9 protein-coding genes are annotated in these 13,097 nt (G+C 75.7%); 6 read left to right on the forward strand and 3 right to left on the reverse strand.

The genetic code is table 11. From position 1 onward, the window contains the following. Positions 1 to 58 precede the first annotated feature (58 nt). The 3 genes from LH044_RS21550 to LH044_RS21560 all read left to right on the forward strand — a co-directional run bounded on the left by LH044_RS21550 (position 59) and on the right by LH044_RS21560 (position 2,855). Complete coding sequence (locus tag LH044_RS21550; protein WP_227757695.1) at positions 59 to 562, forward strand: hypothetical protein; 504 nt, start codon at positions 59 to 61, stop codon at positions 560 to 562. A gap of 279 nt (positions 563 to 841) precedes the next feature. Beyond that, complete coding sequence (locus tag LH044_RS21555) at positions 842 to 1,927, forward strand: GGDEF domain-containing protein (protein ID WP_227757696.1); 1,086 nt, start codon at positions 842 to 844, stop codon at positions 1,925 to 1,927. A gap of 100 nt (positions 1,928 to 2,027) precedes the next feature. Beyond that, the gene (locus LH044_RS21560) at positions 2,028 to 2,855 is read left to right on the forward strand and encodes a phosphotransferase (RefSeq protein ID WP_227757697.1); all 828 of its coding nucleotides are present in this window, start codon (positions 2,028 to 2,030) and stop codon (positions 2,853 to 2,855) included. Between the two features lie 63 nt (positions 2,856 to 2,918). Here the strand turns inward: LH044_RS21560 and ygiD are convergent, their stop codons facing one another. Beyond that, positions 2,919 to 3,773 (reverse strand): 4,5-DOPA-extradiol-dioxygenase, encoded by an 855-nt coding sequence (gene ygiD / locus LH044_RS21565; protein WP_508619044.1) that lies wholly within the window; start codon positions 3,771 to 3,773, stop codon positions 2,919 to 2,921. A 117-nt stretch (positions 3,774 to 3,890) separates the two neighbouring features. Here ygiD and LH044_RS21570 point away from each other — a divergent pair, with 117 nt between their 5' ends. Further along, entirely contained in the window at positions 3,891 to 5,285 is a 1,395-nt protein-coding gene (locus LH044_RS21570; RefSeq protein WP_227757699.1) for a pyridoxal phosphate-dependent decarboxylase family protein, read from the forward strand. A 51-nt stretch (positions 5,286 to 5,336) separates the two neighbouring features. Here the strand turns inward: LH044_RS21570 and LH044_RS21575 are convergent, their stop codons facing one another. Beyond that, positions 5,337 to 6,119 carry a malonyl-CoA decarboxylase domain-containing protein gene (locus LH044_RS21575; protein WP_227757700.1) on the reverse strand — a complete coding sequence of 261 codons (783 nt, stop codon included), beginning with the start codon at positions 6,117 to 6,119 and terminating at the stop codon, positions 5,337 to 5,339. Between the two features lie 115 nt (positions 6,120 to 6,234). Between LH044_RS21575 and LH044_RS21580 the strand changes: the two genes are divergently transcribed. Both LH044_RS21580 and LH044_RS21585 read left to right on the forward strand, forming a co-directional pair. After that, positions 6,235 to 7,356: a site-2 protease family protein gene (locus LH044_RS21580; RefSeq protein ID WP_227757701.1), complete on the forward strand. Its 1,122-nt coding sequence runs from the start codon at positions 6,235 to 6,237 to the stop codon at positions 7,354 to 7,356. 99 nt (positions 7,357 to 7,455) lie between these two features. Next, positions 7,456 to 12,195, forward strand: a complete 4,740-nt coding sequence (locus LH044_RS21585) for an FtsX-like permease family protein (RefSeq protein ID WP_227757702.1) — start codon at positions 7,456 to 7,458, stop codon at positions 12,193 to 12,195. Positions 12,196 to 12,249: 54 nt separating this feature from the next. Here LH044_RS21585 and LH044_RS21590 read toward each other — a convergent pair whose 3' ends face one another. After that, positions 12,250 to 13,071 carry an amidohydrolase family protein gene (locus LH044_RS21590; protein ID WP_227757703.1) on the reverse strand — a complete coding sequence of 274 codons (822 nt, stop codon included), beginning with the start codon at positions 13,069 to 13,071 and terminating at the stop codon, positions 12,250 to 12,252. Positions 13,072 to 13,097: the final 26 nt, after the last annotated feature.

The following is a 13,097-nucleotide window of genomic DNA, read 5'->3' on the forward strand; positions in this document are numbered from 1 at the left end:
GGCAGACTCCCGCCGTCTGGTCCGAGCGGCGGGCCGGCCGAACAATGGGAGAGAGCCTGTGAAGTTCCGTCGACCGATCGCGGCCGTGGGCATGTTGGGCCTGGGACTGCTGGTAGCTGCGGGCTGCCAGCCGAACCCGCCGGCACCGACCGTCCGCGGCTACAAGTTCGAGATCGTCCGCGGCGGCCCGTTCGTCGTGGGCCAGGCGGAGAACGGTGACCCGATCGCGCTGACCGACACCCCGCCCGAGGTGTTCGTCGCGGCCGAGGACGAGGACTGCGATCCGATCGCCGAGGCGGCGGACGTGCAGCTCGTGCGGGGCACCTACGTCGAGAACGGCACCACCTACGACGCCTGGTACCTCAACGGCGGCGTCATCCAGGCCATCGTGCCGGCCGAGGCCAAGTGCCTGCCCCGGCAGGACGGCAGCAACTACGTCGTGGGCGGCGTCGCCGAGACGCTGAACGACGACGGTCCGTTCGACGGCCTGGCCCCCGGCCTGGCGGTGGACGAGCGCATCGGCCAGTCGTCGCCGTTCGCGCTGTACAAGCTGGTCAAGTGATCCGGCGTGCCGGTCCTCGGGCCGGCACGACACGAGGAGCTCCGAGCTCGGGGGGATGCGACCGATCACCGGTCGGGTCCCCCCGAGCTCCGCGTCCGGTCCCGGGCGGCGCGGCCGTGCGGCAGGTGACGGCTCAGCGGCCGAGCACGTCGTCGAGCCGGTCCCAGCACGGTTCGAGCGGTCCGTGCCGTCGTCCGAACGGCTCAGACCGGGCGAACCTGGTGGGCCGCGCGGCTCAACGTTCTCCACCGGGGCGCCGCGGCGGCCGACACACCGAGGATGGTCAGGAGGTCCGCGGTCGGAGCCAGGGGGCGGTCGCTGCTGCCGCCCGCGCCCGCCGTGGCCGGCGCCGCCGACGTGATCGCCGGGATGCGGGTCAAGGTGGTCACGGCCGGCACGATGCTGCTGGTCGGCGGGTTGTTCTCGATCGTGACGAGCGGCGACATGGACGCGCTCGCATCGATCTGGGTGCCGATCGCCATCGGTGTCATCTCGTCGCTGGCCGGGGCGGCGCTGCTGCTCATGCGCCGCGGGGGCTCCGATCGGATGCTGCACGTCGCGCTGCTCCTCGGTGCCGCGGTCATCGTGGTCACCGTCGGGCTCAGCGACGATGTCGTCGGGCTCATCACCGGCTCGGGCTTCATGGTGTGGGTGTCCGTCTACGCCGCCTGCTTCTTCTCCGTGAGGCAGGCGATCGTCCACGTCGCGGTCTCCTACGTCGCTCTCGCCGTGGTGGTGACCTACGTCGAGCCCGGACGGGCCGCGCTCGTCGTGGGCGGCAGCCTTGTCAACTCGATCGTGATCGGCTGCTGCGTCGGGTGGCTGTCGGTCCGCCTGCGTTCCGCCGCGCTCGTCGACCCGCTCACCGGCGTGGCCAACGCCCGGGCCTGGCGCGCCGTCGTCGCGACGGAGTTCGACCGGTCCGAGCGTGCAGGGCACCCGGTGTCGGTGGCGTTCGTCGACGTGGACGGGCTCAAGCAGCTGAACGACGCCGACGGCCACGCCGCCGGCGACGACGCGATCGCCACCGTGGCCCGGACGCTGACGGCCGGGGTGCGGTCGGTCGACCTGGTCGCCCGCGTCGGCGGCGACGAGTTCATCATCCTGCTGCCCGACGCCACCGAGGACTCGGCCCGTGTGGCCCTGCGGCGCGTCCGCGACGACTCGCCGGTCCCGTTCTCGGTCGGCGTCGCCGAGCGCCGGCCGGGGGAGTGCCCCGACGAGGTCGTGGACCGTGCCGACCACGAGATGTACGAGATGAAGCGGCGCGGCAGGTCGTCACGCCCTCCGTCGGACCGACAGGGCGGCGCAGCTGGTGACGGGCACGTCGCCCACCGGCGCCGGCCGATGGCCGACCGGACCTGAGCGGGTCGCTCGCGTCAGCCGCCGAGCTGGCCGGGCTACTCGCCAGACCGTCGGCGATCATCGAGTCCCTCGACGCGTCGTCCGTGGGAGGCTTGGCGCCGTGGAGGGCAGCGGCGACGGCGAGGCGGGGGGTCGGCCGCCCGACGAGCAGCCCCTCACCGGCGGGGTCGCCAACGCGGGTGCCGTGGTCCGGTCCGGTGCGCACGTGCTGCGACCGTCGAACCCCCACACCGGGTCCGTCCACGCGTTCCTGCGCGCGCTGCGGGCGGCCGGCTTCGAGGGCGCGTCCGAACCGATCGGCGTCGACCCGGACGGCCGCGAGCGACTGGTGTTCATCGACGGCGACGTCCCGGTGCCGCCGTACCCCGACTGGGCCCGGACCGACGGCGCGCTCGTGAGCGTGGCCGAGCTCATGGCGGACATGCACCGTGCCGCGGCGTCGTTCGATCCCGCCGGCCTCGACTGGAGCGATGAGATGGCCGACCCCGTGGGCGGGCCGATCGTGTGCCACAACGAGGTCTGCCTCGAGAACGTGGTCTTCCGCGACGGGCGCGCGGTCGGCCTGCTCGACTTCGACTTCTGCGCCCCTGGACGCCCGGTCCGGGACCTGGCGAGCTTCGCCCGCATGTGCGTGCCCGTCGACGACGACGCCAACGCCGACCGCCTGGGTTGGTCCCGAGCCGACCGCCCGGCCCGCCTCCGGGCCGTCGCCGACGCGTACGGTCTGGCCGCCGACGGTCGGGCGGAGCTGCTCGCATGTCTCGACCACGACATCGCCCACGGCGGCGAGTTCGTGCTCCGCCACGTGGAGGCGGGCGAGCCGGGGTTCGTCGCGATGTGGGAGGAGATGGGCGGGATGGCGCGGTTCGACCGGCGACGGGAGTGGTGGGCATCGGCGCGCCCCGCGTTCGCCGCCGCGCTGGCCTGACCGTCGGCCGCTCTGGCGGCGCTGGCCGTCGTGAGCTGACGGAAACCGCTGCGAGAGCGGCCGTCAGAGGTTGGTGGCGTCGGGCGGCACCACCGACGGATCGGGCAGCGACTCGTCCACGTGCACGTCGTCCGGCACCGCACCGTCGGGGTGGCACCCGAGCCCGTACGACGCCATGGACAGCGAGCCCAGCTGGTAGCCACCCACCAGGAGGTCGAGGCCGACGCCGGCGGCATCGGCCATGCCCGCGAGGTACGCGACCGGCAGGAAGTGGTCGGGCGTCGGGACGGCGAGCGCGTAGTCGGGGTGGCGCTCGAGCTCGACCAGGTCGCCCGGTCGCTCCGTCAGCACCTCGCGGGCGGCGAGGTCGAACGAGCGGGCCCACTCGGTGCCGTCGTCGGGGAGGCGCGGGTCGAGCCGCCGGAGGTTGTGCACCACGTTGCCGCTGCCCACCACGAGCACGCCCCGGTCCCGGAGCCCGGCGAGCCGTCGACCGAGCTCGAGGTGCACCTCGAGCGGCTCCGTGCCGTTGATCGACAGCTGCACGACCGGGACGTCGGCGGCCGGGTACATGTGGGCCAGCACGGACCAGGTGCCGTGGTCGAGACCCCAGCTGTCCCGGTCGAGGCCGACGTAGCTGGGCGACAGGACGTCGGCCACCTCCTCGGCCAACTCGGGCGACCCGGGCGCCGGGTAGTCGAACGCGAAGAGCTCGTCGGGGAACCCGTAGAAGTCGTGGATCACCGGCGGCGCCGCCATGGCGGTCACGGCCGTGATGTTGACGTACCAGTGGGCCGACACGCAGAGGATCGCCCGTGGGCGCCCCACCCGCTCGCCGACGTCGGCCCAGGTCTCGGTGTAGGCGTTGTGCTCGAGCGTGTTCATCGGGCTCCCGTGGCCGATGAACACCGCCGGCATCGCGCCGGTCGTGGGATCGTCGCTCATGGTCGCCTCCGCGTCGTCGGACCGGAACCTACTGCGGCCACCGCGTCGCTCAGAGGGCCACCGCGTCGTCGGGAGGAGGAGAATGGCCCGATGTCGGACCGGATGCACAGACCCAGCGCGGGTCAGCCTGACGGGCTGGTCGACTCGGTGCTCGACGCGGCACGGGAGCGCCTGGCCATGGACCCGCCGCCGCTCGACCGGGCCCGGTCCCCTCGGGATCTCGCCGAGGCCGCCGGGCCGGCGATCACGGCCGACGGGATCGGCGCCGACCGGGCGTTGGCGCTCTTCACCGACGTGCTGGCCCCGGCGTGCCTGTCGATGGACCACCCCCGCTACCTGGCGTTCGTGCCCAACGCCGCGACCGAGGCCTCGACCGCGTTCGACCTGCTGGTGAGCGCCAGCAACATCTACGGCGGATCGTGGCTCGAGGGCGCAGGGGCGGTCCACGCGGAGAACGAGGCGCTGCGCTGGCTGGCCGACGTCGCCGGCATGCCCGAGGGCTCCGGCGGCACGTTCGTCTCCGGCGGATCGATCGCCAACCTCTCCGCCCTGGCCGTGGCCCGCCACACGTGGCGGTCGCGCCGCCCGGCCGGTGTCCCGGTCCTCGGCGCCGACACAGCCGGTCGCCCGGTGGTCGTCGTGTCGAGCGGTGCCCACTCGTCGATCGGCTCGGCGCTCGAGCTGCTCGACCTCGAGCCGTTCGTGGTGCCGGGCGACGCGCTCGGCCGGTTCCGGCCCTCGGAGCTGCCCGACGCAGTCCTCGACGACCTCGACGCGATCGCCGATCAGGTCGTGGCGGTCGTCGCCACCGGCGGCATGACCAACACCGGAGGCGTGGACGACCTGGCGGGCGCCGCCGACCTCGCCGCCCGGCTCGGTGCCTGGTACCACGTCGACGCCGCCTACGGCGGGGGCGCGCTGTGCTCGACGCTGCGCCGGCACCTCTTCGACGGCATCGAGCGCGTCGACTCGATGACGGTCGATCCGCACAAGTGGCTCTTCGCTCCCTACGACTGCGCGGCGATCGTGTACCGCGAGCCGGAGCTCGCCCGCCACACGTTCACCCAGCAGGCCGCGTACCTCGACGCCGTGAACGCGGAAGGGGAGTGGAACCCCAGCGACTACGCACCGCACCTCAGCCGGCGGGCCCGGGGCCTGCCGTTCTGGTTCTCGCTCGCCACCTATGGCACCGACGCGTACCGCGACGCGGTCGACCGGACGATCGAGGTCACCGTCGCGGCCGCGGACGTCGCCCGCGAGGCCGAGCACCTCGACCTCGTGATGGAGCCGGAGCTGTCGGTGCTGCTCGTCCGGCGGCGGGGCTGGAGCTCGCAGGAGCACTGGGACTTCTGCCACCGGCTGGCCGAGTCCGAGATCGGCTTCATCGTGCCGACGACGTGGCTCGGCGAGACGGTGCTGCGCTACTGCCTGGTGAACCCGGCGACGACCCCCGAGGACGTCACCGCGCTGTTCCCGCCGGCCTGAGCGGCCGGGAGGATCGTCCGGCGCGGACCGTCCGGCCGAGCGCCGCCGGCGTCAGCCCTCGAGCAGCGCCCGGACGTCGTCGCCGAGCGCGACGTCACCGCGTTCGAGCAGCTCGCGGTTCGCCGCCCGGTCCTCGGGCTCGTAGCGGTAGTTCACCATGAGCCCGTGGGAGCGCTGCCGACCCCGCTCGCTCGGGTCGGCGTCGGGATCGAGCCGCCACAGCCGGGCCCCGTTGCGCAGGTGGAACCGTGCGACGGGGTCGAGCGGCCGGCCGTCGGGTCGGCGGGCCGTGAGGTAGCGCGCCGCCGCGGCGCACAGCGCGGAGCGATCCGAGGGGTCGACCGGCGCCTCGCCCGCCCCGGCGCGCTCCTCGAGCCAGCGGCGGAGGCCCGGGACGGGGGACAGGGTCACGAACGTGGCGAGGTGGGGCAGCTCCTCGCGGAGCTGCTCGGCGGCCCCGAGGATGAGGTCGACGCCGGTGCCCACCCCGGGCACCTCGCGGTCGGCGTTCCAGATCGACCAGAAGACCGCAGTGTCGGCCTCGGCCGGATCGGTGGCCGGTCGATCGTCGAGCAGCTCGACGAGCGAGCCCGGCACGCCGACGGTGAGGGCGACCCACACGACGGTCCGGGGGTGCTCGGGGTGGTGCGGGTGCACCAGCACGAACACGCGCCGGTCGACGTCGGTCCGGTCCGCCAGCGCCCGGTCGAAGACCTCGGGGTCCTCGGCGCCGTCGACCGGGTTGACCGGCTCCCGGCGCAGCAGCGCGACCAGCTCGGCGCGCTCGGTCGCGCGCCGCGCCACCAGCCGGTCGGCGGAGGGGGGTGTGGTCACGGCGTCGGTCGCTCCTGGTCGGCCGGGCGGCGTGCTCCGACGCCGGCTGGACGGGCTCTCATCGGAGCAGCCCGGCGAAGCCGGTGCCAACACGGCAGCCGGTACCCTGCCCGATGTGCGCACCCACCTCCGTCTCGGCCGGCTCCTCGGCGTGCCCATCGGCGTGAACGGCGGCGTCCTCGTGGTCAGCGTGCTGCTCGCCTTCAGCCTGGCCGAGGTCTCCCTGCCGAACATCGCACCCCGGTTCCCGACGAGCGCCTACTGGTTCGGGGCGTTCCTCGGCGTGATCGGGTTCATGGTGTCGCTGGTGGGACACGAGCTGGGTCACAGCTACGTCGCCCAGCGCAACGGGGTGCACGTCGTCGAGATCACCCTCTGGCTCTTCGGCGGCGTGGCGAAGCTCGAGGGCGACGCCGACGATCCGGGCGCCGAGTTCCGGATCGCCGCCGCCGGCCCGGCCATGAGCATGGTCATGGCGGTGATCGCGGGCGTCGGCGCCTGGGGGATCGACCGGTTCGACGGCTCCCGGGTGCTGATCGGGCTGCTCATCTGGCTGGCGGCGATCAACGTCGTGCTCGCCGTGTCCAACCTGCTCCCGGCGTTCCCGCTCGACGGGGGTCGGATGCTGCGGGCCTTCCTCTGGCGTCGCTCGGGCCGCAAGCGCCCGGCCACCCGGATGGCCTCGATGATCGGCCAGGTGCTCGCCGTCGCCATGGTCGTCGGTGCGATCGTCCTCTTCTTCCCGCTCGGCGACCGCTGGAGCGGCGCCTGGATCTTCGCCCTCGGCCTCTTCCTGTTCGTCGCCGCCCGGTCGCAGTGGAAGGACGCAGCGGACCAGCCCGAGCTGCTCCACCACCCCGTCGGCGAGCTGCAGCGCGAGCTCCCGACGCCCCTCGGCCCCGGCGCCCCCGTGGCCGAGCTCGAGCGCCTCTTCGCCGCCCACCCGCGCGCCGTGTTCGTGCCCGTCCTCGACGACCGGGGCGCGGTCGGCGCGCTGGTGACCCGGGACGCCGTCGCCCGGATCCCACCGGCGCATCGGGGATCGGTGCCCGTGCGGTCGCTCGCCGAACCGCTGGTCGCCCTGCCGCGGGTGCACCCGACCGAGTCGGTCGAATCCGTCGTCGGGCGCCTCGGCCGCGGCCGGTCGTGGTGGGCGCTCGTGGTCGACGGCCGGGGCGTCGAGGGCGTCCTGTGCTCGGAGGACGTCGACGCCGTGCTCGACGTCGCCACGTCCTGACGCCGGTATCGTAGGGACGTGTCCGAGGTGGTCGGCCGAGGCTCCGGCCGATCCCCGGGTCGTCGGTGGGGTGGATGGCCAGGGGGATGGCTGCGGCGGATGCTGGCCGCCCTGCTCCGCCAGCGCCGACGCCTGCTGCTCGCGACCGTGGCGATCGCCCTGTCGGTCGGCTACCTCGCCGGTGCGCTGAACCTGTTGGACCGGGTGGGGACCGGCCTCGACGCGCTGGCGGCGTCGGGCTCCGGCCCGGCGGAGCTCGTGGTCGAGGGCGGCATCGCGTACGAGTCGCCGACCGAGCAGGTCCGCCGTCTCGTCCCCGGCGCGATCGGGGCGGCGGTGGCCGAGGTCCCGGGCGTGGCCGCTGCGTCGTCGCGCATCGAGGACACCGCCCCGCTCGTCGGACCCGACGGCGAGACGCTCGTCCCCCTGGGGCTCACCGAGCAACCGGTCGGCGCCAACTTCCCGTCGGACCCGCGCCTGTCGCCCTACGAGTTCGCCGAGGGCGGCCCACCGACGACTGCGGAGCAGGTCGCGATCGACCAGCGCTCCGCCACCGAGGGCGGCGTCGGCGTCGGCGACCAGGTGGTCGTGGTCGGCCGGGCCGGCGCCGCGCCCTACACCGTCTCCGGGATCGTCCGCACCGAGGGCGGCGGCCTCCCGCCCGGATCCAGCCTGGCGCTGCTCACCACCGAAGAGGCCCGGATCCGATTCGACCGCCCGAACGACGACAACACGGTCGACCTGCTGCTCGAGCCCGATGCCGACGTGGAGCAGGTCCGGTCGACGATCGCGGCGATGCTGCCGCCGGGCATCGACGTGGTCGACGGCGCGACCGCCGCGCAGCACCGCCAGGAGAGCACCGACCGCAGCTTCGCGCTGGTGCGGTCGCTGATCCTCGGCTTCGCAGGGCTGGCGCTCATCGTGGGCATGGTGACCGTCGGCAACTCGCTGGCGCTCCTCTACGCCGAGCGCCGCCGCACCTTCGCGGGGCTCCGCCTGGTCGGCGCCAAGCCGTGGCAGCTGCTCACCGCCGCGCTCGCCGAGGCCGCGTCGCTCGCCCTCGTCGCATCGCTGCTCGGCGCGCCGCTCGGCCTCCTGCTCGGCCGGCTCATCGAGGGCGCCCTCGGCGCGCTGAACACGTCGGTGCCGGTCGCCGGCTCGGCCGTCTCGTGGTCGGCGCTGGCGTGGGCCGTGGCCATCGGGGTCGTCGCCACGGTCGTGGCCGCCGTCCTCCCCGCCGCCCGGGCCTGCCGGGTGCCGCCGATCGAGGCCGTGAGCCACGCCGCCGCCCCGCGCCCACGGACCTTCGTGCAGTCGATGGCGCGGGTCGGGCTCGTGGCGGTCGTCCTCGGCCTGGCCGCGGCGCTGCTCGTGTCGAGGGGCGAGGCGGGCCTCGACCCGCTGGCGCTCGGGATCGGCGTCGCCGTCGCCGTGTGCGTGCTCGGCCTGCTGCCGCTCGTGCTGTCGGGCCTGGTGTCCGGTGCGGTGCGGCTCCTGCCCCTGCGGCCATCGGCCCTGCGGACCATCGCCTCCCGCGACGTGGCGCGGCACCGGTCCCGCACGGCCGCGACCGCGGCGGCGCTCATCCTGGCCACCGCCGTCGTGTCGGGCCTCGCCGTGTTCCTCGCCTCGTTCGCCAGCTCGGTGGACGGCGAGGTCCGGGACCTCGTCCGGGCCGACCTGGTCGTCGACTCGGGCACCTTCACCCGGGGCGGGCTGCCCGAGGACCTCGTGACCAAGGTGTCGGACCTGTCGACGGTGTCGGCCGCGAGCGGGTGGGAGATCGGCCGGGGGTGGGTGGGCACCAGACCCGTGCGGATGACCGGCTTCGACATGGCCTCGCTCGAGACCCTCCTGAACCCGCGGTGGGTGGGGGAGCCGCCGCCGGCGCTGGACGCCGCCAGCATCGTGGTGTCGTCACGACTGGCCGACGAGCTGGGCCTCGAGGTCGGTTCCACCGTCCCGATCACGTTCACGAGCACCGGGGCCGAGAGCCTCCGCGTCGCCGGCATCTACTCGTCGGGCGACCTGCTGCTCGGCGACCTGGTGCTCGACCGATCGGTCGTGAAGCGCCAGGTGCCGGCCACGACCGACATCGCCGCGCTCGTGGCGCTCGATCCCGACGACGCCGCCAGCCGCGCCCAGGTCGAGGAGCTGGCCGCGGCATCCGGCGTGTCGTCGGTGCTGCAGCCCGAGGCCTTCGTCGAGCGGCGGTCCGACGTGCTGCACGGGTTCCAGCGCGTGATCGAGTGGATGCTGCTGTTCACGCTCGTGCAGGCGCTGATCGGCGTCGTCAACACGCTGCTCCTGTCGGTGGGCGAGCGGCGCCGGGAGCTCGGGCTCCTGCGGGCGAGCGGTGCGTCGCGGCGGCAGCTGCTCCGGATGGTCCTCGGCGAGGGCGTGTCGCTCGCCGTCGTCGGCACGTTGGTCGGCCTCGCCGTCGGCCTGGTCGGCGCCCGACTCGGCGTGGCCGCCCTGTCGTCGCTCGGGCTGTCGTCGTTCACGGTCCCCATCGGCACCGTCCTCGTCGTCGGGTGCGCCGCGGCCGCGCTCGGGGTGCTGGCGACCGTGGCCCCCGCCCGATGGGCCTCGGCGGTGCCGCCGCTCGAGGCCGTGTTCGACGACGGCGACCTGCGCTCGCGCCCCCGCCGGGCGCAGCGCCCCCGCCTGCACCGCTTCGGCAAGGCGGGGTTCCACTGGACCGGCGACGCGGACCTCATCACCGATCCGGCGGCACCGCCGAGCACGGCGTTCCCGCCGCACCCCGCTGGTGCACCGCCGACCGTGCCGCCGCCGGCCGTGGCGGCCCTCGCCGCGTCGGGCCGGGCCGTCGAGCCAGCGGCACCGCAACGTCGGCGCGCGCCGCGGATCGCCCCCCTCCCGCTGCGGCAGCCCCCGACACCGGCGGCGGCATCGGCGGCGACCGCCGCAGCGTCGCCGAGGGTCGAGGTGGCCCCGGCCGGGCCGGTGGCGCCCGAGCCGGCCCGACCGCCGCTGCCGCGCCGCGAGCGCCCGGAGCCCGCTGCCCCGGTGTCCGAGGCGCCGGTCGCGCCGGTCATCGGGCCCGCCGCCCACGCGCCGGTCTCTCCGGTCGTCGAGCCGGTCGCCGAGGCACCGACCACCGGGGCGCCGACCACCGGGGCGCCGATCGAGCCACCCGTCGAGGTGCCGGCCGAGCCGGTCGTCGAGGCGCCCGCTGCCGCGCCCGCGTTCTTCGACGCCCCGTCGACCGAACCGGCCGCGCCCGTCGTGCGGGCTGCCCTGCCGTGGGGCTCCGACCGCACGGAGCCGACGGCGGCGCCACCGGTCGAGGAGCCGGCCGCTCCCGAGCCCGCCGCCGCGGAGCTCGCGGCCGAGGGGCCCGCTCCCGAGGCGCCGCCGGTGGAACCGACCGAGCCGGCCGAGCCGGCCCGCGTCCGGCCGGCGCTGCCATGGGGTGGGCGCCCGACGCCCGCCTCGCCGGCCGCCGAGGTGCCGCCTGCCGAGGTGCCGCCTGCCGCGGCGGCGCCGGTCGAGCCCGCTGCGCCCGAGGTGCCGGCCCGGCCCCTCCCGTGGGGCGAGCGATCCGAGCCGGCCGCGCCGGCAGCTGAGGCGCCCGCCGTCGAGGTGCCGGCGGCCGAGGCCCCCGCTCCCGAGGCGCCGCCGGTCGAGCCCGCCGCGCCGGCCGCCCCGGCGCGACCGCTGCCGTGGGGCGAGCGACCCGAGCCCGAGGTCGCGCCCGCCGAGGCCCCGCCTGCGGAGGTCCCGCCGGTGGCGGTCCCGCCGGCCGCCGCCGTGCCGCCGGTGGCCGACGTGCCGCCTGCGGTTGAGGTCCCCCCTGCGGTGGAGGTGCCGCCGGTCGTCGAGGTCCCGCCCGAGGCTCCCGCGCCCGCATGGGCGTCGGGTCCGCACGAGGAGGCGCCCGGGGTGCCGCTCGAGCCGGCGGCGACCGACGACGAGCCGGCCTTCGCCCCTCCGGTGCGCCGTCGCTCGCGCAAGAGCGCATCGGCGGGGACCACCCGCCGCCGCCGGTCGCGCTCGCGGACCGCGGACCAAGGTTCCGAGGCCGCCCCGGAGCCGGTGCCGCCGGTCGAGGCCGACGCACCGACGGTCGAGGTCACCGGCGACGCCTTCGGCACCGAGCCCCGGACCGGGGTCGATCCCAACGTGAACGCCCGTTCCGCCGGCCGCCCTCCGGCCGGGCCGGTCGGCCCCGAGGCCTGGACGGTCGAGGAGCCGCGAGTGCCGCGCGCCCCCTTCGCCACGGGCCCGCTGCCCCGAACGCCCGACGGCGTGCGCTTCGGCGTCGGCCAGGCACCGACCGAGGGTGGGGGTGGCGCCGATCGCTCCACCGGGCCGTTCCGGCCGGTCGGCGAGCCGTTCTCGCACCGCGCAGGACACGGCGGCCCTGGCCCCTCGCCGTTCGGCCGTCGGCCCGGTCCCCCCGAGCAGGAACCGTCCGGCCCGGGACCTCGCCGGCCGGATCCCCTCGGCGCCGCCATCGGCAGGCTCGACCCCGCCTCGGCCAGGGCGTGCGCCGGCGCGCTCGAGGTCGCCTCGTCCGTCCTCGCCGGCGGCGAGCGCGTCGAACGGCTGGTCGCCGGCCGCGCCAAGGGCCTGCCGTGCGTGGTCGCGCGGACCGAGCGGCGGCTCCTCGTCGTCGCCGACCGCCCTGGTCAGCCGCTCGTCGAGTCGCTGCACCCCCTCCAGACGATGGTGGGCGTCGAGGCCGCCGGCGACGGGACGGCCGTGCTCGTCGTGTCCGACGGTCGGCGCGTCATGCGCCTCCAGGGCATCCGCGAGGTCGCCGAGGCCGAGCTGCTGGCCGGCTCGCACCGCGCCGACCCGACGTACTTCTGAACCGTCGCCGGCCGGCCGGCTGACGGCGTCGGCGCGGAGCCGGGCCGGGCAGACTCAGCTGCGGACGTCGGCGACCAGCCGGCGGGCGTTGCCGCCGAGCACCGCGCCGAGCGCCTCGGGGCCGAGCCCGAAGCCGTCAACGTGCGCCCGGCACCGTGCCGCGGTCAGCTCGGTGTTCGGCGCGTCGGTGCCGAACAGCAGGCGGTCGGCGTGGCGGGCCGCGTCGTCGGGCGTGATCTGCACGAGCCGGTTCACGACCGGCGTGAGGTCGGCGTGGACGTTCGGGTGCTCGGCCACGATCCGCAGCGCATGGCGCTCCTGGTCGTGGCCGCAGTGGGCGATGATCACGCGGGCCTCGGGGTGACGCCGGGCCAGCTCGTCGAGCGGTGCCAGGTCCTCCTCGTCGGACACGCCGCTCGGCGCCCGCCCGGCGTGCACGACGACGGGCAGCCGGACCTCTTCGACGTAGTCCCACACGGGCCGCAGACCGGGATCGAGCGGGCCGAAGTCGCCGACCGAGCAGTGGAGCTTGAGCACCCGGGCGCCGCCGTCCTCGACCGCTCGGCGCACGACGCCGACCGGGTCGTCATCACCCGGGTGGACGGTGGCGCCGGCCACGACGTCGACGGCCAGGTCCGACGCCGCGGTGGCCGCCGCCGCCTCGTTGAGGCCCTCGGCCACATCGGGACGGTGCGCGTAGGGGAGGGTCCAGATCGTCGACACCCCCTCCGCTGCGAGCTGCTCGCACACCGCCGAGTGCTCGGCCTCGTAGGCCAGGCGGTAGCCGCCCAGGTCCTCGAAGATCGACCGCACCTTGGCGCCGAGGCGGCCGGGCAGCAGGTGAACGTGGCTGTCGACGACGCCGGTCTCGCTCATGCCGCCGGATCCTGCCAGCCGCACAC

Origin of the sequence: Dermatobacter hominis (genome assembly GCF_020715685.1) — a bacterium.
Lineage (GTDB): Bacteria > Actinomycetota > Acidimicrobiia > Acidimicrobiales > Microtrichaceae > Dermatobacter > Dermatobacter hominis.